22 protein-coding genes are annotated in these 24,526 nt (G+C 58.8%); 6 read left to right on the plus strand and 16 right to left on the minus strand.

The window, feature by feature from the left end; all coding sequences use genetic code 11:
- From EV660_RS15750 to EV660_RS15765, 4 genes are all read right to left on the minus strand, one after another.
- Nucleotides 1-1,593 (minus strand): ABC transporter permease, encoded by a 1,593-nt coding sequence (locus tag EV660_RS15750; RefSeq protein ID WP_184409765.1) that lies wholly within the window; start codon nt 1,591-1,593, stop codon nt 1-3.
- A complete protein-coding gene (locus EV660_RS15755) occupies nt 1,590-2,399 on the minus strand; it encodes an ABC transporter ATP-binding protein (protein ID WP_232727346.1) in 810 nt (269 codons plus the stop codon). Before EV660_RS15755 ends, EV660_RS15750 begins: the two co-directional genes overlap by 4 nt.
- Nucleotides 2,392-3,384, minus strand: a complete 993-nt coding sequence (locus EV660_RS15760) for an ABC transporter substrate-binding protein (RefSeq protein WP_071479998.1) — start codon at nt 3,382-3,384, stop codon at nt 2,392-2,394. Before EV660_RS15760 ends, EV660_RS15755 begins: the two co-directional genes overlap by 8 nt.
- 425 nt (nt 3,385-3,809) lie before the next feature.
- Nucleotides 3,810-5,735 carry a polysaccharide biosynthesis protein gene (locus EV660_RS15765; RefSeq protein WP_246028980.1) on the minus strand — a complete coding sequence of 642 codons (1,926 nt, stop codon included), beginning with the start codon at nt 5,733-5,735 and terminating at the stop codon, nt 3,810-3,812.
- A 411-nt stretch (nt 5,736-6,146) separates the two neighbouring features.
- On the opposite strand from EV660_RS15765, the gene EV660_RS15770 reads away from it, so the two are divergent.
- From EV660_RS15770 to EV660_RS15780, 3 genes are all read left to right on the plus strand, one after another.
- Nucleotides 6,147-7,058: a glycerophosphodiester phosphodiesterase family protein gene (locus EV660_RS15770; RefSeq protein WP_071481944.1), complete on the plus strand. Its 912-nt coding sequence runs from the start codon at nt 6,147-6,149 to the stop codon at nt 7,056-7,058.
- Nucleotides 7,059-7,136: 78 nt separating this feature from the next.
- Nucleotides 7,137-8,045 (plus strand): homocysteine S-methyltransferase family protein, encoded by a 909-nt coding sequence (locus EV660_RS15775; RefSeq protein ID WP_071479999.1) that lies wholly within the window; start codon nt 7,137-7,139, stop codon nt 8,043-8,045.
- A 66-nt stretch (nt 8,046-8,111) separates the two neighbouring features.
- Nucleotides 8,112-8,753: an NAD(P)-dependent oxidoreductase gene (locus tag EV660_RS15780; protein WP_084635072.1), complete on the plus strand. Its 642-nt coding sequence runs from the start codon at nt 8,112-8,114 to the stop codon at nt 8,751-8,753.
- 430 nt (nt 8,754-9,183) lie between these two features.
- Here EV660_RS15780 and EV660_RS15785 read toward each other — a convergent pair whose 3' ends face one another.
- The 4 genes from EV660_RS15785 to EV660_RS15800 are packed head-to-tail and all read right to left on the minus strand — an operon-like array spanning nt 9,184 to nt 12,156.
- Complete coding sequence (locus EV660_RS15785; RefSeq protein WP_071480001.1) at nt 9,184-10,017, minus strand: RibD family protein; 834 nt, start codon at nt 10,015-10,017, stop codon at nt 9,184-9,186.
- A complete protein-coding gene (locus tag EV660_RS15790; protein WP_071480002.1) occupies nt 10,004-10,792 on the minus strand; it encodes a class I SAM-dependent methyltransferase in 789 nt (262 codons plus the stop codon). Before EV660_RS15790 ends, EV660_RS15785 begins: the two co-directional genes overlap by 14 nt.
- Nucleotides 10,793-10,795: 3 nt before the next feature.
- Nucleotides 10,796-11,191: a 6-pyruvoyl trahydropterin synthase family protein gene (locus EV660_RS15795; protein WP_071481945.1), complete on the minus strand. Its 396-nt coding sequence runs from the start codon at nt 11,189-11,191 to the stop codon at nt 10,796-10,798.
- Between the two features lie 14 nt (nt 11,192-11,205).
- The gene (locus EV660_RS15800) at nt 11,206-12,156 is read right to left on the minus strand and encodes a zinc-dependent alcohol dehydrogenase (RefSeq protein WP_071480003.1); all 951 of its coding nucleotides are present in this window, start codon (nt 12,154-12,156) and stop codon (nt 11,206-11,208) included.
- Between the two features lie 293 nt (nt 12,157-12,449).
- Here EV660_RS15800 and EV660_RS15805 point away from each other — a divergent pair, with 293 nt between their 5' ends.
- Nucleotides 12,450-13,181, plus strand: a complete 732-nt coding sequence (locus EV660_RS15805) for an FkbM family methyltransferase (protein ID WP_071481946.1) — start codon at nt 12,450-12,452, stop codon at nt 13,179-13,181.
- A gap of 6 nt (nt 13,182-13,187) precedes the next feature.
- Here EV660_RS15805 and EV660_RS15810 read toward each other — a convergent pair whose 3' ends face one another.
- From EV660_RS15810 to modA, 8 genes are all read right to left on the minus strand, one after another.
- Nucleotides 13,188-13,967 (minus strand): inositol monophosphatase family protein, encoded by a 780-nt coding sequence (locus tag EV660_RS15810; protein WP_071480004.1) that lies wholly within the window; start codon nt 13,965-13,967, stop codon nt 13,188-13,190.
- A 49-nt stretch (nt 13,968-14,016) separates the two neighbouring features.
- Nucleotides 14,017-14,646: a class I SAM-dependent methyltransferase gene (locus EV660_RS15815; RefSeq protein ID WP_071481947.1), complete on the minus strand. Its 630-nt coding sequence runs from the start codon at nt 14,644-14,646 to the stop codon at nt 14,017-14,019.
- 446 nt (nt 14,647-15,092) lie between these two features.
- Nucleotides 15,093-15,272 carry a hypothetical protein gene (locus EV660_RS15820; RefSeq protein ID WP_100319228.1) on the minus strand — a complete coding sequence of 60 codons (180 nt, stop codon included), beginning with the start codon at nt 15,270-15,272 and terminating at the stop codon, nt 15,093-15,095.
- A gap of 90 nt (nt 15,273-15,362) precedes the next feature.
- A complete protein-coding gene (locus tag EV660_RS15825; protein ID WP_071480006.1) occupies nt 15,363-16,259 on the minus strand; it encodes an NAD-dependent epimerase/dehydratase family protein in 897 nt (298 codons plus the stop codon).
- An 80-nt stretch (nt 16,260-16,339) separates the two neighbouring features.
- Nucleotides 16,340-17,161, minus strand: coding sequence for a sulfite exporter TauE/SafE family protein (locus tag EV660_RS15830; protein WP_071480007.1), 822 nt, complete (start codon nt 17,159-17,161; stop codon nt 16,340-16,342).
- Nucleotides 17,158-18,258 carry a molybdenum ABC transporter ATP-binding protein gene (gene modC / locus EV660_RS15835; RefSeq protein ID WP_071480008.1) on the minus strand — a complete coding sequence of 367 codons (1,101 nt, stop codon included), beginning with the start codon at nt 18,256-18,258 and terminating at the stop codon, nt 17,158-17,160. The genes EV660_RS15830 and modC overlap by 4 nt, the downstream gene beginning before the upstream one ends.
- Nucleotides 18,255-18,965, minus strand: coding sequence for a molybdate ABC transporter permease subunit (modB, locus tag EV660_RS15840; protein ID WP_071481948.1), 711 nt, complete (start codon nt 18,963-18,965; stop codon nt 18,255-18,257). The genes modC and modB overlap by 4 nt, the downstream gene beginning before the upstream one ends.
- Complete coding sequence (modA, locus tag EV660_RS15845; protein WP_071480009.1) at nt 18,965-19,741, minus strand: molybdate ABC transporter substrate-binding protein; 777 nt, start codon at nt 19,739-19,741, stop codon at nt 18,965-18,967. Before modA ends, modB begins: the two co-directional genes overlap by 1 nt.
- Before the next feature lie 348 nt (nt 19,742-20,089).
- Here modA and EV660_RS15850 point away from each other — a divergent pair, with 348 nt between their 5' ends.
- Both EV660_RS15850 and EV660_RS15855 read left to right on the plus strand, forming a co-directional pair.
- A complete protein-coding gene (locus tag EV660_RS15850; RefSeq protein WP_071480010.1) occupies nt 20,090-21,316 on the plus strand; it encodes an efflux RND transporter periplasmic adaptor subunit in 1,227 nt (408 codons plus the stop codon).
- A 13-nt stretch (nt 21,317-21,329) separates the two neighbouring features.
- Nucleotides 21,330-24,473 carry an efflux RND transporter permease subunit gene (locus tag EV660_RS15855; RefSeq protein ID WP_071480011.1) on the plus strand — a complete coding sequence of 1,048 codons (3,144 nt, stop codon included), beginning with the start codon at nt 21,330-21,332 and terminating at the stop codon, nt 24,471-24,473.
- The last annotated feature ends 53 nt before the right edge of the window (nt 24,474-24,526 follow it).

Here is a 24,526-nt window from a genome sequence, read left to right on the forward strand (position 1 = left end):
TCAGTTTCGTAATTGTTCCGGGGCCACGCGGACCAGCACGGCACGTTCAACCATGCTGACCAGCCCATAACCGATGCACGCGCCCAGTGTGACCACAACAATGGCAGACCACAGAAGATTGTAATCCGAGGTTGAAGCGGTCAGCGCCATGAGCGCCCCCAGCCCGCGCCCTGTTGCCAGCCATTCAGCAACTGTTATTGCCAGAATTGCCGCAGGTACCGACAGGCGCGCAGCCGCGAAAAAAGCAGGCAGCATTGCTGGTATTTGCGCATACCACAAGCGCGTGACAGGATTGGTGGCATAAAGGCGCATGACATCCAGAACCTGTCCCGGAGTCTGCCGCAACCCTTGCAGGCAAGCCACAAGCGCCGGGAAAAAGGTCATCACAGCGACAATCGTGATCGTTCCTGCCGCACCGCGCCCCAACGCGAGAACAATAAGTGGTGCGGTGGTGACAATCGGAACCGAGCGTAGCGCGATCGCCACAGGCAAAACCCCGCTGCCAAGCGCGGGTGCGAGGGTCAGAGCCAGCGCGCCGGCAACCCCCAGTGCGAGGCCAGCCAGGTAGCCCGGAATCAGGTATTCCAGACTGGCAGAGGTCGCGGCCCAGAGCACGGCGCGGTTTGCCTGCGCTGTTGGCGCGGTGACCAGATAGCGCCAGACATCATCCGGGCGTTTTGCGAAAAAGCGATTGAGCGCGAATATCTCCATCAAGGCCCACCACAGCGCGATGACCAGCGCGGCTGTCAACGCAACGAGCATGACAATGCGAAATACGCGCGCCGACACCAATTGCGCTGAGGGTTCTGGTTTCACGGCCATCAGCATCTCGGGCTGCGTATCGGCCTTCGTCCTTGTGATACGACCTATCGCACCATAGGCCAGCATCGACACAGCCGCTGCGATCAGGGCAATGGCCCATGTGGCCTCTACGTCCAGTCCGCGCATGGCGCGTAGCGCGAGAACGCCTATGCCGCGATCTGCACCTGTGAACTCGCCCACCATCGCGCCAAGGAAAGCCGCTGGCGCCGCGATCTGCAAACCCGCCAGAAGATAGGGCAGCGATGCCATGACCCGCACTTGCACAAACACGGTCCAGGCCCCACGCCCATACAGGCGGATCAGGTCAAACCAGCTTGCAGGGGCCGCGCGCAGCCCGACCAGTAGTGGAATGAATGTGGTGTAATACACCGCCAATGCGGCCAGCGTGATCTGTGGCCCCGGCCCTGGCCCATAGAGGACGCGCAAAATCGGCCCTGTCGCCACAAGCGGCAGGCAGAACACGACAAGGGCCAGCGCTGCAACCAGCATCCGGGTTTGTGGAACCAGCGCCACAATCAGCGCCAACCCGATTGCCGCCAGATTGCCCGCGACGAACCCCCAGGCCGCATTTTGAAACGTGACCCAAAGCGCACGGCTTAGCAGGCCATAATTCTGCAAGATGTGCTGCACTACTTCTACAGGCCCGGCCAGCATGTAGCGGCCTGCCAGTCCCATCGCGGCCAGCTGCCACAGGGCCAGTGTGACCAGCATGGCCGCCATCTGTCGAAATACTGGTTCAGGGACGAAGGGCAGGCGAAGAGCAGGGGTCATTGCGCGGCCCAAGGCTGCGCGTGTGCGGCGTGGTCCGACCAGCCTTGCGCCAGAGCGGCATTGACCTGTTCTACCAGTGCGCCTTGCAGCGCCGTGTCGCTGCGCGCTTCGGCAGGGATGGCAATGTCCCCGACAACCCGCGCGGGGCGGCTGGAAAAGACCAGCACGCGGTCTGCCAGTGCAACGGCTTCGCGTACCGAATGCGTGACCATCAACGCTGTGGTGCCGCTGGCCTGCCACAGGGGGGGCAGTTCAAGGTTCAACCTTGCGCGGGTCAATTCGTCCACAGCGCCGAATGGTTCGTCCAGCAACAACACGCGCGGCTGCGTGATCAGACAGCGCGCAATAGCGACCCGTTGGCGCATGCCGCCCGACAATTCGGCGGGGCGCGCATCTTCAAACCCTGACAGACCCACACGCGCGATTATGTCTTCGACCGCAGCCGTATCGCCGGGCAGTCGCGCCAATTTGCGCGCAAGGGCGACATTGCCACGCACCGACCGCCACGGCAGAAGCGAGGCATCCTGAAACGCCATTGCAAGCGCGCCTTGGCGCTGCATGTCTTGCGGGGTCTGGCCACCAAGTAAAATCTGGCCCGCGCTGGGCTGCTCCAACCCTGCTATCATACGCAGCACTGTAGATTTGCCACAGCCCGATGGGCCAACCAGTGCAGTCATTTGGCCGGCGGCGAATGACAGCGAGAGTGGCGCGACAGCTTCCAGCAACGTCGCTCCCTTGCCAAAATTCTTGGCAAGATCGGTGCAGCGGATTTCTGGGCCGGTCCGGGTCATGGCAGGGCTAGCCATGAACCTCTTCTAGGATTGATCTGTCCCACAACTCTGGCTCTACCGGCATATCGAGCAAAGCCAATGTCTCGATATTGCGGGCGACTGTTTCTTCGGTGAACCAGCCAAAGCCTTGCGCATCGGTCAGGTCCGAGAACATGAGCGGCACTTGACGCCGCGCTTGTTCGATTTGCGTAGGGCGGTCCAGCCCTGCATCAGGAAAACGCGCCAAGGTCAGGTCGGTGGCGGCGTCCAGGTCTTCGCGGTAGGCATTCCACCCTGCAACCTCGCCTGCCATCAGGGCAACCAGTTCTGCACGGCGGTTGGCAATACTGTCTTCAGTTGCGATATATGTCTGTGAATGCAGCGTATAGCCGAAATCCGCCATCAACATGGTCACGCTGTCTATGCCGCGCACGAACATGGCAACCGGCAGATCAGTTGACCAGCACAACAGGCAATCCACCTCTCCTGCGACGAGGGGCGCTGCATCATATTGTGTCGGGATGACCTCGATCGCGTCGATATCGACATTGTTCAATGTTGCAAGCGTTCTTAGCACTGGCATATTTGCAAGGGGCATCCCGATGCGCTTGCCTTCAAGGTCTTGGGGTGTGTTGACCGGGTTATCGGGAAGCGATGCGATTGCGAATGGATTGTTCTGCATGGCCACGCCTATAATGCGGAACGGCGCGCCTTGCTGCACTGCCGCCGCAGTATAATCAGCAGCAGAGATACCCACCAATGCGGTCCCTGTCACAACAGGTGGTTCTACCGGGGCGTTCGGTCCACCAGCATCCAGCCGCACAGACAAACCACGGCTTTCCCAAAAGCCGCGCTCATCCGCAATATAGCTGCCCGCGAATTGTACCGAATGAAGCCAGGAGAGTTGCAAGGCAACCTGATTTTGTTGCGCCATAAGCCCGCGTGAACCCAAGGCATAGGCCCCGACGCCACCAAGCCCCATTGCCAGCAAATGCCGACGCGAAAGATCAAATTGGGTCATGTGTGTTTACTCCCATGTTTTTGGAAAGAGTCGGTTCGATAAACAGGTTGCTGGCGCAGTTCATGATACGCTCGTATCCCAAACGTTTTGTCGGCCGCGACCCTTTACAGGTGGTTTCTCCTTTTGCAGTGCCCAGTCATGTAAATTGCTACCGGCATTCTGACGCTTCAATGCGCGCAACTAGTCGAGAACTAGATTTTAGCTTGTGTCAGCGGTATTTCCAGACCTTCAGTCCTTGGCCTTGCGATAGATTTCTGTCGCGTTGAACATATTTTTGTACTGGAAAGTCGTTTTGACGGCCGGTCAAATGCTTCCGAAATGACCGTCGCCGGGCCTAAATGGTGCGGGCCTGCCCACGCTGAGAGAAACACATACCAAAGCAAACCTGTCAGCGCAGGACGTTTTGCAATTTGGAATGTGAATTATCACTGATTTGAGGCAACCAATTGCAGATGTGCCTTGGAGGATTGCTTGGCCTTTGATTGCCACATTATATCATGAATTTCGCGTGTCTTCGGATGATATAGCACAGGTGCATGCAGCAAGATTTCCTGAACGGCCCCGGCATCGAAAGCTTTGCAAGCCGCCCAGATTTCATTGAGCAGAGCCTCAAGTTTGGCTGGCGACATAGAGAATTCAGAAGCCGTCAGAATGCGCGGGTGCGCAGTAGGTTGTGGGTTGCCTGCGATAAGCAATTCTTCATGAAGTTTCTCTCCATGACCCAGCCCAATAATCTGGATAGCAATATCGCCGGTTTCCGCATCTGTCTGGGACGCCTCGCTCTGAAGGTAAGGAACCATGCCATGCAATCTGATCATGGATTTCGCCAAATCCAATATGCGTACAGGTTGTCCCATATCCAGAACAAAAACGTCGCCGCCGCGCGCCATCGCGCCTGCCTGAATGACAAGCTGCGCAGCTTCTGAAATAGTCATGAAATAGCGCGTGACATCAGGGTGTGTGACCGTCACCGGGCCACCATGTTCGATCTGGGCGCGAAACCGCGGAATAACCGAACCCGAAGAGCCAAGAACATTCCCGAAGCGCACTATCGAGAACGTGCATGTATCCTGCGTCTGCGCCAGCGCCTGACAGATCAGTTCGGCAATGCGTTTAGTTGCACCCATGATATTTGTCGGACGCACGGTCTTGTCGGTTGAAACCAGAGTGAAGTTTTCAACACCGCATTCTGCGGCGGCTTCGGCGACAACTTTGGTTCCGAATATATTGTTGTGGACCCCCTCGATCAGGTTCTCTTCCACCAGCAACACATGTTTATATGCGGCGGCGTGAAAAATCGTCTGTATCTTGAACTGGTGCATGATTTCGCGCATGCGGCCCGGATTCTGGATGGACCCCATCACCGGCACAATATGCGTTGATTTTGTGTCCAAGCTGTCGCGCAGTTCGGTCGTGATCGAATATAAGGCATATTCAGATACATCCAGCAAGATCAGTGCTGCTGGTTTATGGGCGACAATCAGGCGACAAAGCTCTGATCCGATCGTGCCCCCCGCACCAGTCACCAGAACAACCTTGCCGGTGATATTCTGCTTCATAAGTTCGGGCTTAGGGGGAACAGGATCACGTCCAAGCAGATCTTCCGGCATGATCGGGCGCAGATCTGTAAAGCGCGCTTGACCGGAGACAAGATCCCCCATGGCCGGAATGGTCTTGACTTCGACCCCAAGTGTTTCCAGGCGCGAAACAACCCTGCTGCGACGCCGTCTGTTCAGGCTTGGGATCGCCAAAAGAATCTCTCGAATACCCCAGCGCGCGGTGATCGTGCGCAGATCAGACGCAGGGTGCACCGGAACGCCATTGATTGTGGAACCGTGCAGGCGCAGATCATCGTCCACAAAGGCAACGGCCCGGTATTCCATGCCAAGGTTCAGCGCGGCAACCAATTGTTGGCCTGCATGGCCTGCACCGTATACGACCACGGGTTTGCGGTCTTGCAATGATGGCTTGCGAATATGCGCTCTGATCCAGAAACGCATTCCGCTGACGGATAGCAGGACAAGCATGGCATGGATCAGCACCAAGCCGACAGGAATTTGCACGCCAAGTGCAATACTCAAGCCGATCATGGTCATCGCCCCTGCGGCTACGCCAAGGATGATGATGGGCATTACAGCGCCGGTGATGTAGCGCAACACTGCCCGATACAGGCCCAAGATGTTGAAGATGCCAAGAATGACCGGGATTGTGGGCAGAAATGCGCCCCATACCCAGGGGTTTGACAAAAGAGACAAGCCTTCGTCACGAAGAATGACTGCAAGCAGGAATGACGCGATGATCAATCCTGTATCGCAGATCAGTTGCACGTTGCGCTTGCCTGCGCGGGTCAACCTTCTCGTATCCAGAAAGGACTTCGCCGTGCGTTGATCCCGAAATAAAAATGATATTCGGGAAACAAGTTTCTCAATGACGCCAGTTACCATAAAAGACCGCTTTCAATAATGCGGGTACAGGGTGATTTCAAAAAGGACTCGAACAAAATTTCTGCAGAATTCGAACATGTCTTGAGCATACAACCACAGATAGCCAAAATAGTCTGGTTTTACAACGCTCTCAAGATGCAAGATGACGGCTTTCGTCGGCATGTTGCAAAAAAAGCCACCATGCAAGGAAATTAAGCGCCGTGCAGTTTGATTGCGCGATGAAGACAAGCTGTGCCTGCTTGACATTTTAGCTGACGCAGGGGCATCTGCGACAGGCTGACGGCGCTGGTGGTCAGTCAGGCGACCGAAAGGGCAGTTATGTCAAATACGTTCCGGCGGCCTGAAGGGCGGCCTCTTGTCTACGGTCATCGCGGCGCGCGCGGTGTGTTGCCGGAAAACACGCAGGAAGGTTTCAGCTACCTACGCGCGATCGGTGTCGCCGGGGTTGAGATTGATGTTCAGAATACCGCTGATGGTGTGCCCGTTGTCATCCATGACCCCCTTATTCCGATGCAACTGGCCCGGGATGAGGCTGGAAACTGGCTCGATGCTCCGGGGCCGAAGATCATTGAAATGAGCGCCGAGGAGTTGCGCCGCTATGATGTCGGGCGGCTGCGCCCGGACCATGCCTATGGCACACGCTACCCCGACCAGCGTGCGCGCGACGGGGCCCGCGTGCCCCTTTTGTCAGAGTTTCTGGAATGGGCCGTCAAAGACCCTGCGTTATACATCAATATCGAAATCAAATCCTTCGCCCATCGTGATGATCTGGGTGATCCGCCACGGATCTTGGCAAAGACTGTTCTTGACGCACTTGCGCATCAGCGGATCCAGCAGCCTTGCGTGATTTCGTCTTTTGACTGGCGGGTGCTTGGCGCAGTGCGCGCGTTTGCGCCCGAGGTCGCGCGCGGGTATCTAAGTTATGAGCAACCGGGCGAAGAGTGCACGATCTTCGATGGCTCCCCCTGGATGGATGGCTTGCGCCTGTCGGATCATTCAGGCAGCCTGCCGCGCCTTATTGCGGCACAGGGTGCGCAGTGCTGGTGCCCGTATTTCCGCGATCTGACCCCCGAACGTCTGGCGCAAGCGCATGATCTTGGTCTTGCGGTGAATGTCTGGACCGTGAATGAGGTAGCAGACATGATTGCAATGACGGAAATGGGTGTCGATGGCGTGATTACCGACTACCCCGAACGCATGTTACAACTGTTGGGTCCCGAACCTGCATAGTTCGTTTGCCAGCCGGCCTACAGCTTGACGCTATGCCCATGCTGGCTAGATCTTCATATGCGCGGATGGAGTAAGCAGATGACACTCACAATCCTGGACGGGGGTATGGGGCAGGAGCTGGTGCGTCGCGCAGGGCGCGCAACGCCACTGTGGTCAACGCAAGCCTTGTTGGATGCCCCCGATCTTGTGCGCGCGGTCCATCAGGATTTCTTCGCGGCGGGTGCCGAAGTCGCGACAGCAGATACTTATGCCCTATTGCCCGACAGACTCGTTGCTTTCGGTTTGCAGGACCGGCTTGAGGAACTGACCGAAACCGCCTGCCGCATTGCCGCTGAAACGCGCGATGAAGCTGGGCACGGGCTGGTGGCCGGTTCGCTTGGGCCGCTTGGGTTTTCCTACAGGCCGGACCTTGCCCCACCGCCCGAGCAGGCGGCAGAGATTTACGCGCATATAGCTGCACTGCAATCGCGTATCGTGGATGTGTTGTTGCTGGAAACAATGTCTTCGATTGATCAGGCACGCGGCGGGCTGATGGGTGCGAAAACAGCCGGTAAGCCGGTTTGGCTGGCACTGAGTGTCAGCGACGCAGATGGAACGCGCCTTCGTTCGGGTGAAAACCTGTCAGACATTGCGCCTCTTGTCGCAGAATTCCTGCCAGAGCGTGTTCTTCTGAACTGCGCGCGCCCCGAGGCCGTATCGCAGGGCCTGCCTATTATTGCGCAGCTTGGCATACCTTTTGGGGCCTATGCAAATGGGTTCACGCAGATCGACCCGCGATTTAATACCATCGGCGCAACAACCGATCTTCTGACAACCCGAGAGGATATCGGCCCTGATCGGTATGCGGATTTTGCCGAAGACTGGGTGAAAGCAGGTGCCGCGATTGTAGGTGGATGTTGTGAAATTGGCCCTGAACATATTGCCACGTTGACCCGTCGCCTGAAACCTGATGCGCGGGCGTTGAATGTGGCTCCGTTGGATGCCTGAGCGCAAAGGGCCGTGGCCGGGCATCTGCCCGGTTCTGTCTGTTGGAAGCAAATCGGAATGGCTGAAATGACCCAACCTTTTCTTGTTCTTGGTGCGACTTCTGGGATTGGCAAGCTTGCGATGCACGAAGCCCTGCGCCGGGGACACAGCGTGCGCGCCTTTGCACGCGGCGCGGATAAGCTGGATCAGGCCACCCATCTGGAACGGTGGCGGGGCGATGCGCTGAATACCGATGACATTGGCGCTGCATTGCAAGGGGTCGGTTGCGTGATTTATGCGCTGGGCATTACAGAGCGTCTGTCCATGTTGTGGGAAGAAGAAACCTTGTTTTCGCGATCGACTGCGCTGCTTCTGGAGCAGATGAAGCACGCGGGGGTGCACCGGCTGGTCGCAGTGACCGGATTTGGCGCAGGCCGCAGCCGCGCTGCGATGAGCAGCATCGAAAAGCTGGGCCACGGTGCTATTCTTGGCCGGGTTTACGCTGACAAGTCCCGGCAGGAAGAACTGATCACGCAAAGTGATCTGGACTGGACAATCGCACGCCCTGTCATTCTGACAAATCGCCCTGCCTCGGGCGCGACGCGGGTCCTGAGCGATCCTGCAACTTGGCGGAACGGTCTTATTTCGCGCGCAGATGTCGCTGTATATCTGATTGATGCGGTCGAAAAAGGGCTGAACATTCGTGAAGATGTGGTCCTGACCCGGTAGGGGGGTATCTCTGCGCACCCTGGATCTCGGAGCAATGCAGACCATCGGGTGTTCATTCTACTGTTCGCCGCCTGACATAAGATACCCGATGACTGCTTCGAGGGCGTTGCGGAGGGTGGTTGGTTTCGACAAGCCGTGCAGCGTCGGGCCGCGGTGCGGCGCTCCACGGTTGAATCTGTAGCACTTTATTCTGGCCAAATCCGCGCAAGACCAGATCGTTGCGCTGGTGGCAGCCAAATCGCCGTGCCGAGGGGGCGGCCCGGCGATGCACGGCGGCCTTCGGCCTTTGTTCCGTGCAGAGAACAATCGAGCGGCGGGATAGTCCCGCATATCCGCCTCTCGTGAAAGCATCGCATAGGGCGCAGGAACCATGCGTCAGGTGGGGAAGACTACCGGTGACCTGATGTGTATTTGGCGCAAGGCTCTTGCGTCAATGGTATGATGGCTGGCGCGGTGTGAGCGTGGCATGGACGGGTTTTTGTGCCTGAGCAGCGGCTGGGGTAAAGCCGCAATCAAACACCACGTCTGACCCCAGAGAGAAGGCGCGCATCTGTGGGCGAAGTGCGTTTGACAGATATTCGCTGGGCGAAGGCATGGTCAGACCTTGCGGCCCGCCGCCGATCAGCAGCGGCGCTATTGCAACTTGCAAGCGGGTCAGCAACTGCGCCTCCAGAAACCGGGCGATGGTGATGCCGCCGCCCTCGATCAACAGCGAGTGCAGACCCTCGTCACGCAACCTTGCAGAAATCTCGGCAGGGTCCAGTTGCCCCTTTTTGGGGGCAAGGCGGATGACCTGCACACCGCGCGCGCGGGGCCGTTCTGTCGCCTGAATAACAAAACGTCGCGTGCCATCGTCGCGCAGGACAGGTGCATCATCGGGCAAGCGGCCTTGCGGGTCGATGATGATCCGGGCGGGGTTTTGGCCGTCACATAGCCGGACCGTCAGGCGGGAGGAGTCGTGCAATGCCGTGCGCACCCCGATCACCACACCGTCAACAAGCGCACGCATCCGGTGCAAATGGGCCAGCCCGTCTGGACCCGATACATCGCGGGCATCGCCCGTGACTGTGGCAATGCGACCGTCAAGCGATTGGCCAATTTGGCCAACTGTGACTGGCCCCAGATCGCGCCGTGCAAGCGGGCCATAGAGGTCCAGCGCGGCGCGTTCGCCTTTGTCCCAGCTCCCGCAACAGGCGCAGGCGCGCCCCTGCCTGATGTCCAGAATCCGTGCCCAGACCCGCGGTGTCACGTCAACGAATAGCATGGACGACCTCGTTATGCGTTCTTTTGGGGATGGCCAGAATATCCAAATGGCCGATAACACACTGCGTGTTGCTTGCAGCGTCATGCCGCTTCTGGCCCCAATCCTCGGCGCAAGAACTGCCGGCCGATGCCGCCGCCTGCGCGATGCCGCTTGTCAGCGCTTGTTGCAGATCGGTCATTTTGGGGCCAAGCTGCCAGGGGCTTTGGGCCTGTTGCACGATAAAACCCGCTGCGCTGAACACCTGTGTCGCGCGCGCTGCCGCCTTTGGCCCAAGGGCTGGCCCAAGGCCTTTGTCGGATTGCTGGTGGTGGTTGAACGCGTCTGTAATCGCGCGGTCATCCGGGTCGTCCGGAGCCCAGCGCATCACGCCGTCATAGCTAAGCGCTGCATAGAATGGGGTACGCAGTCGGGCGGCAAGCGCGTGTATCCATCCTTCTGAAACAAGGTCCAGCAGGGCCGAAGCGGTGACCAGTGTCGCGCCATCCAGTGGCAAGCTGTCGATTGCGGCAAGATCTGCCTTGACCACTTCTGTATACTGGTCCGACCCGGCAGCCACATGCGCCAGCAGGTCCGGGTCATTATCCACGAAACGCCAACGCGCGCCCTTGGGCAAATGCTGCGCCATTGCGCGCCGGGTCGCACCGGTGCCACAGCCAAGATCGACAATCAGCGGCTCTGGCCCGGCGAGCTTGGCCGCGTGGCGCAAGAGCGCCGCATCTCGCGCCGCCAGATCAGCGGGTTCGCGCAGCGCAAGCCAGTCGGCGGAAAACCCCATCCCTCAGATGTCCCCTTCATACCATGCGCGGGCGGTGTGGCTTTCATGCAGGGTTATGCGCAACCGCAGCACACGGCCTGCATCCGACAACTGGCCTGCGCGCACGCGGGTTGCCATCTGCTCGAATATATGGTGGCACAAAAACTCGGTGGTGGTGAACTTGCCCTCGAATTCGGGCACCTCATCAAGGTTCTTGTAGCGCAAGGGTGCCAGAACCTGTGCCAGCGCATCGGTCGCAAGACCGATATCCACAACAAGGCCGTGCTGGTCGATGCTTTCGGTCATGAAGGCAGCATCGACAGTAAATGTCGCGCCGTGCATTCCCTGAGCAGGGCCAAACACGGGCGAGGGCAGGGAATGGGCAATCATGATATGGTCGCGAACTTCGACAGCGAACATCTGGTTCTCCTTGATTATGGGGCGTAGCGGATGCGGTGGCACAATGTGGCGGGATCAGACAGGATCGCGCCATAATGCGCGGGCAGGTCGGTAAACTTTGTTTCGCCGGTAATCAGCGCGTCCAGCGCGGGATCACACAGCAATTCCAGCGCTTTTGCCATGCGGCGTGCATAGCTCCACCTGACCGCGCGGTGGGATGGAAGCGCGCCAACTTGAGAGCTGATGACCCTCAATCGACGGCTGTGGAATGCGCCACCAAGCGGGACTGGTGTTATACCTGCCCCATACCAACTGCCCTCGACCACACGCGCCTCCCGTCCGGCGCAGTCGATCGCAAGCGCAAGACCCTCTGCGCTAGCAGAGAGGTGGATGACCACATCACATTCGCGCGGTGCATGGGTGGGCTGCGCAAACTGACAGCCAAACGCTTGCGCAATGGCGCGGCGCTCCGGGTTCAGGTCTACAAGCGTCACATCCGCGCCCGGCAGGCGTGCGGCCAGATACCCGACCAGCAGACCCACGACACCAGCACCGATGACCGCGACTCTGTCGCCAGCGCTTGCACCACTATCCCAAAGGATATTCAGCGCCGTCTCCATGTTGGCTGCAAGCACGGCGCGATGGGGCGGCAAAGTGTCGGGCAACAGGTTCAGCGCAGAATCAGGAAGCCGGAAGCGCGACTGGTGCGGATGCAGCGCAAAAACGGTTTGTCCTGCAAGCGATCCTTCCAGCACGCGGCCCACAGCGCAATAGCCGTATTTCACCGGGAACGGGAAATCTCCTTCCTGCGCAGGCGCGCGCATCCGGGTCTGCTCGGAGGCTGGCACGCGCCCTTCGAACACCAGCCGTTCGGTGCCCCGGCTGATACCGGAATACAGCATCTCGACCAGCGTGCCTTCGCCCTCGGCGCAGGGGCGCAAATCGGCCTGTCCGGGGCCAAGACACCAGAGAGCAAGATCAGTCATTCCAGATCGTCTCCGGGATAGGTCATCGGATTGGGGAAGGTGTTCGACACTGCGCAAGCCGTGCGCATGGAAGCAGACGCTTGCAGCGCCCTTCGCCGGGCTGTTACCGCCCTGGATCCGTCCGAAACATATGGCGATTGCAGCATAATGCTCCCGAATTTGCCAAGCGTGATTGGATGTAGCCCGGTATAGTCCAAGGCAAGTCAGTCGCGCGGCACTGCGGTGCATCCGTGGCATTGGCTGGGGATGCGCCCGCGCTATCTGTCAACAAAACCGCAAGAAAGGTTGACCAGATGGACCGTTGGCTGGGCCTTGCCAGATCATTGATTATTTATCACAATCCTGCGACCATACGCGGGTGGCGCAGGTTTTACGGGCAAATCCTGTGTGAGGGGGATGTGGTATTCGATGTTGGCGCACATGTGGGCACACGCGCGCGCGCCATGCGAAAGGCCGGGGCCAAGGTCATCGCGCTGGAGCCGCAATCGCTATTCGCAAGCTATCTGCGCCTGACCTTACCAAAGGATATCACCTTGCTTGAATCTGCTGTCGGCGGGTCTGATGCTGTTGCAGAGATGGCTGTCTCTTCGCGCCATCCCACTGTGTCGTCGATGCAGTCGAAATTTGTTGCTGGTGCTGCCACTGCGCCGGGGTTTGATCATGTGCAATGGGACAGCGTGCAGCGTGTCCAGATGGTCACGCTGGATGGGCTGATCCAGCGCTATGGCCTGCCAAGCTATATCAAGATAGATGTTGAGGGGTTTGAGCTGGAAGTGTTGTCCGGCCTGTCGCGTCCGGTGCCGATGCTATCGGTGGAGTTCTTGCCGGGATTTCCTGACCTGAGCTTTGCGGTGCTGGACCGGATAGAGGAATTGGGCCGCTACAAGTTCAACCCTGTGGTTGGTGAGGATGCAAAGTTCCTCTGGCCCGAATGGCGCAATGGTGCCGCCATGCGTGAATGGCTGGCCGGACTGCCTGCCGATGCTGTTTCCGGCGATATATTTGCGCGCGTTGTTCAGGACTGAACTGGCCTACTGACCGCGCAGGCAGGTGGCGAATGCAGGAAATAGTGCTGGGGTGGCGGCGATCACCGTGCCGGTCTGCTCTGGGCGCTCGGTGCTGGTCCAGCCTTCGACCTGCGCGCCTGCTTCGCGCAACAATACAAGGCCCGCGGCGATATCCCAGTGCTGCAAGCGTCGCTCCCAGAACCCGTCAAGCCGCCCGGCGGCGACATACGCCAAATCCAGCGATGCCGCGCCCATCCGCCGCACACCAGCGCAGTGCGGCATCAATCGCGCGATATCGGCTGCGTGGTCGTCGATATGGTCCATACCCCCGAACGGAATGCCTGTTCCAAACAACGCAGGTGGCAGGCTGTCGGTATTGGCCACGCTGATGGGCTGGCCGTTCAGGGTGGACCCTGCACCGCGCTGTGCCGCGAATGTTTCTTGCCGAACCGGGTCATGCACCACGCCCAGCGTGAGTTCGCCCGCGTCTTCCAAGGCGACCGACACGGCCCAATGCCCTATTCCGCGCAGAAAATTGGTGGTGCCGTCCAAAGGGTCCACAACCCACCGGCGCGCGCCGGAACCCGCAGTGCCAGTTTCCTCGCCCAGCCAGCTATCGTTCGGGCGCGCAAGCGCAAAGCCCTGGCGCAAATGCTCTTCGGCGGCGCGGTCGGCCTGTGACACAAAATCACCCGCGCGTTTTGTTGTAACGTCAAGCTGCCCACGCTTTGACCAGTGCTTGCACAAGATTTCGCCTGCTTCGTGTGCAAGGCGTAATGCCAGTGTCAGGTCGTCTTCGTGCATTTGTTCTCGCTCCGCCTGTCGCTATGAGGTTGCGTTGCAGATGGTGCTTTCAGGCGCGATGGCCAGCCTTGCGAGCTACGATAAAGGGGTTTTGAGGGTATGCGCCGAAAATGCGCTGCTCCACAATCTCAAAACCCGCATCCTGCAGGGTTTGCTGCAATTGTGCGACGCCAAGCTGTGTGGCCACGGGGAACAATCCGATCATCCGAAGCACGGGAAAGAGCGCGCGCACCCACAGCTTTACGTCAGAAAAGCACCATGTCTTGCAAATCAGCGCCCCATCCGGTGACAGGGTATCATGAATGCGCCGCAGCAATGCTGGCATATCCTCGACCAGATGCAGCACATTGAAGGCGCAAATTGCGTCAAACGGGCCATGATCCAGCGCTTCTTGAGCAGCTTCTACCCTGAAATCCACCGCATCCGCACCGGGCTTTGCTTGTGCGATCCGCACCATTTCGGCAGAGAAGTCGGTGGCTAGAAAATGTGCGACTTTTGGCGCAAGAGCAATTGCAGTGCCGCCTGTACCGCACCCGATTTCCAGAACGCGGTCACTCGGGCGCAGGTGCGACGCAGTCGCAGCCAACATCGCCTCATAGGCTGCGACATCCTTGAGCGGGCGTGCGGCATAGCGCTGGGCGATCCTGTCCCAGAAGCGGCGATTCTTGTCCTGTGGCATGCCTTGTCCTTGGGGCTGCGTTGCATGAAGCGCGACTTCGCCCGGACCAAACCCAGCCCTGTTGATTGCGGGCAAAGACGCTCGGCTACATATGTGCATCTGCTGCCCCGCAAGTTTGTTTCAGGTGTCTTTTGTCAGTCTGTACGCGAAACTGGAGCTGCGCCAAGATGTCGATACAGAGAAACGCCACGCTTGTCCCTGTGACGTGAGCGCGCGTGTCGTCGTGTTGCCTGTGCCTGCAACTGGCAAGGCTGAAACAGGCTGTAATGCAGTGTCTCACGCCCCGATAAATAGACCTTTGCCCGGCAAAGAACCCGCGGATCAAGGAAAAAGTGGTGTATCTTGCACCGTGACGGTGATCGTGCCAACCGCCTAGGTCTAATCGGAAGCCACCATCTTGGCAGGTTCAAACGGGCCTTTGTCCGGTGCGACCACACGCCAGCGCGTCACTTATCATCTAGCGCCTCGACCGCTCCTTTTCCGCGACTGTCTGTCGCGAGTGAGGATTTGGGAATCGCAGCATTCGCGCGGCGCTCTTCTGTCTTGCGTTTACTTACAAACGCAAAGACAGCCACGGCACCCAATGTGAAAAGTGACAGTAATGCGATCAGGGGAAGCGTCTCCATAACAAGCTCCTTTGGCATGAACATCTGACCTACCCAATGCCTGAACGCCGCGACAGTTCCCCTTCAGGCCGAATATGACGCAAGCTTGAGCTACAGATTCTTGCCAAGAATGGTGCGCCAGTCATGTTGCGGATCAAAGCCCAGCAACGCCTTTGCTTTTATGTTGGTATAGAATGTCTCGTATCTGTCCATTTCCCGCGTCATCGGGACATCGGAATAATATTCGTCCACAAGCTGCGCTGTGGTGCGGTCAACGGAATGCGTGTCGTTGGCGGCGTTGAAGATTTCAAATCCCAAACCGTTCACATGCAGGCAACGGTCCACCAGATGCCCCAGATCGCGCGCGTCGATATAGGCAAAGAAATTGCGCCGCCGCACTGACGGGTCTTTCATAAAGCCGGGGAAAAGTCTGGCGTAATCGTCTGGCTCCATGACATTGTTGATCCGCAGGCCATAGATATCCGCGCCGCTCCGGCGTTGGAAACACTGCGCGGTTGCTTCATTCACCACCTTGGACATGGCATAGCTGTCTTCGGGCACGGTTGGGTGCTTTTCGTCCAGTGGCAGATAGTCGGGCTTGCGCAAACCATCTGCGAAACACACGCCATATGTCGTCTCGGATGACGCGAAGATGATCTTGCGCACCCCGAATTTCAGGGCCGCATCTATCACGTTATAGGTTCCGATCGTGTTGATGCGGAAGCACTCATTGTCGCTTTTCAACAAGATACGTGGCACGGCAGCAAAATGAACCACCGCATCAAACCGAGGCACACCTGTGCCGGGTTCCAGTTCGTCAAACCCCGCATAGCTGGACATGACATCGAACATCTGGCCTGCATCCGTGATGTCAGCGATCCGGTTATCGACACCTTCCAATGTCAAAGGCTGAAGGTCCACATTCAGGACACGGTGCCCTTTTTGCAGCAGATGAGCGACAGCGTGCCGCCCGGCTTTTCCTGACCCGCCAGTAAACAAGATCCGCATTGCATCCTCCCTTCACGAGTTGGAAACACCTATCAACGCATTTGGGAAAGGTCGACCACTCCGTTGTTGCGGCATGATCGCTATTTTGCAGGCGACGATTGTGGCAGATGACGGAACACACCCCATGCAGAGACGATCAGGATAATACCCAAGCCGATCTTGAGGGTTTGCGAGGGAAAGACCCCAAGCGCCAACGCGCCAAGGATGGCACCAAGGACCGATCCTGCGCATAGTGGCACCAAAGTCGTGCGCCAGACATGGGCAGTGCGCAGCACGGAATCCGGCCCGAAATGGCGTGACAGGCCCACCAGAATGGTCGGGATGCTGACCAGCACGGACATGGAGCCTGCAAGCTTCACATCAGCGCCGAAAATCAGGATGAATATGGGAATGATCAATTCACCCCCTGCCACGCCCAAGAGCGATGACACCAGCCCGACCCCCACACCGCACGCCGCAGCGACAACAAATGTGACCAGTGGGTCGTCGCTTATCAGCCTTGAAGGGGCTGCTACGAATACCCCTTCGATGATTAGCACAAAGCCTAAAACCACAAGCAAGATCAGGATCAGACGGCCAAGCACCCTGTCGGATACCTGGCGCAGCCAACCCGCGCCGACCCATGCGGCGGACATCGACCCTGCCAACATGCCAAGGATCGCAGGAATATGCGGCGCAATATCGGGCAGGGGCACTGTTGCCGCACGGAAGGGAAAGGCAGCGGCAAGCACAACAAGGCTGGCAACAAGGTTCACTGCAACCGCATCTCGGGCTGAAAAGCGCAACACACCCACCAAAGCGGGCAGGCGGAATTCCGCACCGCCCAGACCGATCAGACCACCTGCGTACCCAACTGCCGCGCCAATCCCGAAGGACAGGGTCGGACGGGCGGGGCGCGTCATTGTGTTCGCTCTTTCATGCTTCCTGTGCCGATATCTTCCGGGGCTACCGCGACAGATTTTATGATCGCGTGGCAGGGCTGGCCGATGGCCAGACCCATAGCCTGTGCTGATCGGCGGGTGATGCGGGCACTCAGCCGTTCTTGCCCAAGCGCTAGCGTGACCATAGCGCCGGGACCATCGCCCAGCCGGATATCGGCTATCGTCCCGTGCAGGATATTTAGGGCAGATAGCCCCTTTGGTGCATCGCGCGACAGCATCACCTCTTGCGCGGCAATGCGCACCCGGATTGTCGTGCCGTGTAGGTCAGCGATGCGTGGCAACCACAGCGCGCCTGTGGCGGTCGACAGCTCGGTCAGGCCATCGGCATGGTGTGCCACAACCCGCGCTTCCAGAACCGAGGCGGCACCGCGCACGCCAACTGCGGCCACATCGCCCAGAACATCTGCCGGAGTGCCACAGGCGGCGACGCGCCCGTCCTTTAGGGCGACAACCGTCGTGGCCAGACGCGCAACTTCCGCCGATGAATGGCTGACATAGAGGATCGGCACCGACACTTCATCGCGCAGCCGTTCGAAATAGGGCAATATCTCGGCCTTTCTGGCCTCATCCAGCGCGGCAAGCGGTTCATCCGCAAGGATCAGCTTTGGCGCAGACAAAAGCGCACGACCGATGGCAACGCGTTGCTTCTCTCCGCCTGACAATGCGCCGGGGCGTCGGGTTAGCAGTGGTCCGATGCCCAGCAACTCTACCACATGGTCAAAGCTTTCGTCTTGTGAACCGCGCGGCGCGAACCACCGTCCGTAAAGCAGGTTCTGGCGCACGCTCAGATGCGGGAACAGCCGCCCTTCCTGAAAGATATAACCAAGGCGGCGCTTATGTGGGGCAAGGTTCCTGCGTGATTGCGTGTCCAGCAATACCCAGTCATCCGCGACAATTCTGCCCTTGTCCGGGCGCAAAAGCCCTGCAACGGCATTGACCAGCGTGGTCTTGCCCGAACCGGATGGACCAAACAGAACCGTGACACCCTTTGGTGCGTCAAAGGCCACATCCAGCGTGAAACCCTTGAAGTGGTGGCTGAGTGCAACCTGCAAGGTCATGACCCGCCCACCAGTCTGGCCACGCGCCGCGCCACAAATTCCGATACCAGCAAGGCTGACATGGCGATGACAATCGCTACGATGACCAGACGACCGGCTGCTTCTTCGCCGCCGGGAACCTGCAAAAACGCGTAGATCGCCGAGGGGATGGTCTGCGTCTGCCCGGGAATATTTGACACGAATGTAATCGTCGCGCCGAATTCGCCCATCGCCTTGGCAAAGGCAAGGATCGCGCCTGCAATAACGCCCGGCAGGATCAGCGGCAGTGTGACCGTGACGAAGACCCAAAGCCGCGATGCACCAAGAGTGCTGGCGGCGGCTTCCAGTTTGGGGTCAACAGCTTCGATTGCCAGCCGGATGGCGCGCACCATCAGCGGAAAGGCCATGACGGCTGCGGCCACGGCGGCCCCTGTCCAACGAAAAGACAGGATTATCCCGAACCATGCTTCAAGCACCTGCCCTGCGCTGCCCCGCCGCCCGAAGGTGACAAGTAACAGATACCCGGTGACAACTGGCGGCAGAATCAGTGGCAGATGCACAAGCCCGTTCAGCACCTGCTTGCCCCAGAAATCCCACCGGGCCAGCACATAGGCCACGAATATGCCCAGCGGCAGGCTGACCAGAGTGGCCCAGAAGGACACCCGGATTGACAGTCGCACCGCTTGCCATTCGGCAGGGCCAAGCCAGTTTGCCCAGTCAGCCCCCATCATTCCAGCACGCTGAACCCATATCTTTCCCATATGTCGCGGGCGGTTTCAGATGTCAGGAATTCCAGAAATTCTGCTGCAACGGGGCTGGTTGACTGCGCCGTGATCGCGGCCGGATAAACGATCGGATCATGGCTGCCTTCAGGGAAAACACCGATGATGCTGACCGTGTCAGAGGCCATTGCGTCGGTCGCATAGACAATGCCCAAGGGCGCTTCGTTCTGCGCAACAAAGGCAAAGGCCGAGCGGACATTGTCGGATTGTGCGACCAGCGGTTCCACGCTTTCCCAGAGCCCGAGCGAGGTCAGCGCCGCCTTGCCATAAATGCCCGCCGGAACCGCATCGACCAGCGCCATGGCAAGCCGTTCGTTGCCCAGCATACCAGCAAGATCAAGTGTCTCGTCTATCGTGAGGGCCGCGGCTTCGTTGCCATTCGCGACCAGAACAAGTGTATTGCCAAGAATGTCGCGCCGCGTGCCTGCGCGCAAATCACCGGAAGCGTCCAGCGCATCCATCCAGTCTGTGCTGGCCGAGATGAAAATATCTGCGGGCGCGCCCAGTTGAATCTGGCGTGACAGGGCTGATGAGCCCGCAAAGGAAAAGGTCGCGTTATGGCCTGTTTCGGTTTCCCACGCATCCGCCAGCGCGGTGCCGGCATCGGTCAGGCTGGATGTCGCAAACACTGTCAGATGATCGGCCAGACCATAGGCCGGTGCAGTGATGCACAGAACCGAAAGCGCAGTGGCCGCTGGTCTGAGAGAGAAGGAAAGCGGCATCGCGCCTCTCACTGATATGTTCTACGAAACATATCGCAGAAAGACCGTTGATGGGGCAAGCGTTATTTTTAGACGGGAATATCCCTTTGCCTGAAAACGGGCGCTATACCGCCGGAACGGCCAGCGCATCGGCGAAATGTCGCATGGCGCTTTCGGGCTGATAATCACAAGCAAATAGAGGCAAAGTGATCTGAAACCCGCCCGCGCAAGTATCACTATCACAAATTGCAACACGCTTAAATCAACGCCACATGTGATAAAATGTACGTGTTAAGAAAATTGCAGCCTGTGCGCGACAGGAATATGGGCTAAGCTTTCGCAAATAATGTGGCCTGGCCGGGAAAAAGAATGACCTATTGGATTAGACTTGGCGCAATATGCTTTGGATTGCTGATTGTCAGCCTGATTGGTTGGGCGGTTTTCCTGCCTGCATCGCATCCCATGCTGGAAAGGGCAGGCTTGCTTGCGCCCATGCGCGCCGTTGGATTGCCCATCCCAGAGGCCAGCAACGGCGCGGGCGGCGGTGGCCCCCCATTTGGCAGGGGGGGTGAGATACAGGTGGTTGCACAAGAGGTTGCGAATGCCGACGCTGATAGCCGTCTAGTGGCCATTGGGACAGCGCGCCCCTTGCGTGGTGTGACCTTGACCTCCGAAGTGGCTGGAACGTTGGAGAATGTTGCCGTTTCTTCCGGGGACTGGGTCGAGGCGGGCAGCCTGATCGCCGAATTGACAGTCGAGGCACAGCAACTCGCCCTTGCCCGTGCGGAACTGGCGCTGCGCGATGCGCAGGCGCGTGTCGACCGTGTTGCGCAACTGCGCGACAGCGGGTCAGCCACGCAGGTGCAGATTGATGAAGCAGAGCTGGCCCTGAACCGCGCGACGCTGGATCTGCGCGATGCCGAATTCGAATTGCGCCGCCGCCAAATCACAGCGCCGATTTCAGGCTGGATCGGCCTGATCGCGTTGGAACCTGGCAATCAGGTCACGACAAGCACAGAACTTGCCAGACTGGATGACCGCAGCAAATTGCTGATTGATTTCGACGTACCGGAACGGTTTGTCGGGTTAGTCGGGGTGGGCGATGCGCTGCAAGCCAACCCGCTGTCGCGCCCGGGAGAAATGTTGCAAGGCCAGGTGCGCGCAACTGATGCGCGGGTAGATCAGGGCAACAGATCCCTGCGCATTCAGGGCGAGATCGAGAACGAGGACGACCGCCTGCGCCCCGGAATGGCGTTTCGCGTGAGTGTTGAATTACCCGGCGAACCCTTGCCGCTGGTAGATCCGCTTGCCATTCAATGGGATCGTGACGGGGCCTTTGTCTGGGCGCTGGATGATGAAAGCAAGGCGCAACGCGTCCGCGTGGAAATCGTGCAGCGCCGCGATGATGCCGTGCTGGTGCGCGCCGATCTGCAAGCGGGACGGATTGTTGTGATCGAGGGCGTTCAGAACCTGCGCCCCGGCGCAGAAGTATCCCCCCGAGAGATTGTTCCTGCTCCACAGGGCGAAATTGTCGAAGACGCAACCATTCAAGCCAGCGGAAGCGCCGAACAATCCGAAACATCCCCAGATATCTGATGCGAGTATCGACATGACAGCGCCTGCCGACAACAGTTCCCAGACTGATACCGAAATGCGCGAAGTTGCCCGTTCTGGCATTGCGCTATTCGTGCGCCGTCCGATTCTGGCATTTGTTTTCAGCGCGTTGATCGTGATTGCCGGGTTGGCCGGTCTTTTTGCGGTAGAAGTGCGCGAGTTGCCTAATGTGGACCGCCCCGTGATTACGGTGACCACACAGTTCAGCGGTGCTGGTCCTGAAAGCATTGATCGCGAAGTGACCAGCCGGATCGAAGGGGCTGTCGGGCGGGTTGCAGGCGTTCAAAGCATTTCCTCAGAATCGCGTTTCGGGCGGTCGCGCGTTGTGGCCGAATTCAGCGATTCCACGGATATAGATGTTGCGGCGACCGATATTCGTGATGCGATTGGCCGTATCCGCAATGCCTTGCCCGATAATGTGCAGGAACCGCGCATCATCAAGGCAGACTCCGATTCTGACGCTGTCATGCGCATCAGTGTCACATCGAACGCCCGTTCGGTGCAGGATCTGACGCAACTTGTAGAAGAATTGGTCGAAGATCGCCTGATTTCCGCACCCGGCGTTGCTGATTTACAGGTGTTCGGCGCCAGAGAAGCGATTTTCCGTGTCGATATCGACATGCTGGAACTTGCTGCGCGGGGCCTGAGTATTGCGGATATTCGCGCTGCTTTGCGCAATGTCTCTTTCGACGTGCCGGCAGGTTCACTGTCCAATGACCGCCAGAGTATTCAGGTGCGCACAACCGCCAATGTGCAGACCCCGCAGGCGTTTGAATCGCTTGTTCTGCGTGGGGATGTCCGCCTTGGCGATGTGGCGGTGGTCACCCTTGGCCCGGCCCCCGGCGAGACGATTTTGCGCGCCAATGGCGAGACGGGCATCGGGCTGGGTATTATCCGGCAAGCGCAAAGCAACACGCTGGATATTTCAAGCAATGTCCGCGCCATCGTGGATGAATTGCAAGGTATTCTGCCAGAAGATGTGCGCATTTTCGTAACCTCGGATGAAGCCACTTTTGTCGGCGGTGCGATTGTTGAAGTCATGAAAACGCTTAGCATCGCGCTGCTGATTGTGATTGCCACGATTTATCTGTTTTTGCGCGATGCGCGGGCCACTTTCGTGCCCGCCGTAACGCTGCCAATTGCCCTCATCGGGACCGTGGCTGCGATTTATATCGTCGGCTTCTCGGTCAATATCCTGACGCTTCTTGCACTGGTTCTAGCCACGGGCATGGTTGTGGACGACGCTATCGTGGTGCTGGAAAACATCGTGCGGCGGCGGGGGCAAGGGTTGGGTACACGCGCTGCGGCGGTGCTGGGTACGCGGCAGGTGTTTTTTGCCGTTGTCACCACGACAGCCACATTGGCGGCGGTGTTTGTGCCCTTGTCATTTCTGCCCGGTCAGGCAGGCGGGTTGTTTCGGGAATTCGGCTTTACACTTGCGATGGCGGTGTTGTTGTCGTCAGTTGTCGCACTGACGCTTTGCCCCGTATTGGCCAGCCGTTTGCTGCGCGAAAGCGACACCAAGGCAGGCACCGGGCCGGTTGCCCGATTTGGCACATGGATGGCAGGGGTTTACGCCAAGGCCCTCGACCGTGCGTTAATGCAGCCCGTGGCGGTGATTGTGGCCGCGTTGCTATTTGCCGCATCGGGCTGGTTTGCAGCGCAGACCATTCCACAGGAACTGACCCCGCCCGAAGATCGGGGCGTGGCGCTGCTAAGTGTAACTGCGCCGCAAGGCGTGTCTATTGAATATACAGATGGCAAGGTCCGCGAGATTGAACAGATCATTGCCCCCCTTCGCGCTTCGGGAGAGGTGACAAACCTCTTCTCGATCGTTGGTATTGGCGGTGGCGATAACCGCGCTTTCATGGTCATGACCTTGGCCGATTGGGATCAGCGCGACCGCAGCCAGCAGGAAATCGTCGGCCAGATCAATGCAGGTTTGCGCAATGTCATCGGTGTTCGGGCCTTTGCCATACAGCCGAATTCCTTGCGCATACGCGGTGCGGGGCAGGGTCTGCGCTTTGCAATTCTGGGCAGCAATTACGACGACCTTGCCGACAATGCGCAGGTGCTGGTCGACCGGATGAACGAAGACCCGCGTTTCGGGCAGGTCCGGCTGGATTTCGAGACAACCCAGCCGCAGCTTTCCATTGAGGTTGACCGCGACCGCGCATCGGATCTGGGTGTGAACCTTGATGGGCTGGGTGAAGCGCTGCAAGCGATGTTGGATGGCAGCAGCGTGGGCAGTGTGTTCATCGACGACCGCAGTTTTGACATCCAGATGCTCTCGACCAGAACGCCGGTGCGCGACCCAAGCGATCTAGAGCAGAGTTTCGTCCGCACGGATGCAGGGCAGATCCTGCCAATTTCCAGCTTCATCAGCCTTGAAGAACGCGCGACCGCGCCGCAATTGACGCGCGAATCGCAGCAGCGCGCTGTGCAGGTCACGGCAAGCCTTGATCCGGGCTTCCCGCTGGGCACAGCACTGGCCGAGGCAGAGCGCCTTGCGGCTGAGATTCTGCCAGCCAATGAGCGCCTGCTTCCCTTGTCCGAGGCCGCCACACTTGATGAAACCTCGGGTGGCATTTTTCTGGTGTTTGGCTTTGCGGTGCTGATTGTGTTCCTTGTTCTGGCGGCACAGTTCGAAAGTTTCATTTCCGCGATTGTGGTCATGGTGACCGTGCCGCTGGGGCTGGCCTGTGCGGCCTTTGCCATGTTGTTTACCGGGGTCAGCCTGAATGTGTATTCGCAAATCGGGCTGGTGTTGCTGGTGGGGATCATGGCCAAGAACGGCATTCTGATCGTGGAATTTGCCAACCAGTTGCGCGATGAAGGGGCAGAGCTGCGCGATGCGATCCTGAATGCCTCAACCATACGTTTGCGCCCGGTAATGATGACGATGACCTCCACTGTTCTGGGGGGGTTGCCCCTTGTCATGTCCACCGGACCGGGGGCCGAGGCGCGCGAGGCGCTGGGCTGGGTTGTCGTTGGCGGGCTTGGGCTGGCAACCTTGGCGACGCTGTTCCTGACACCAGTGGCCTATCTGCTTCTGGCGCGTTACAGCAGCCCGCGCGCCGAAGGCCAGCGGCATCTGGAAAGCGAACTTGCACGCGCGGCGGGCAGCACGGCGATCTGAGCAAGGATGCAACGCGCAATAAACTCGTCTGCGACCCGGTGGCCCCCTTGTTG

It is taken from the genome of Roseinatronobacter bogoriensis DSM 18756 (genome assembly GCF_004366635.1).
GTDB lineage: Bacteria > Pseudomonadota > Alphaproteobacteria > Rhodobacterales > Rhodobacteraceae > Roseinatronobacter > Roseinatronobacter bogoriensis.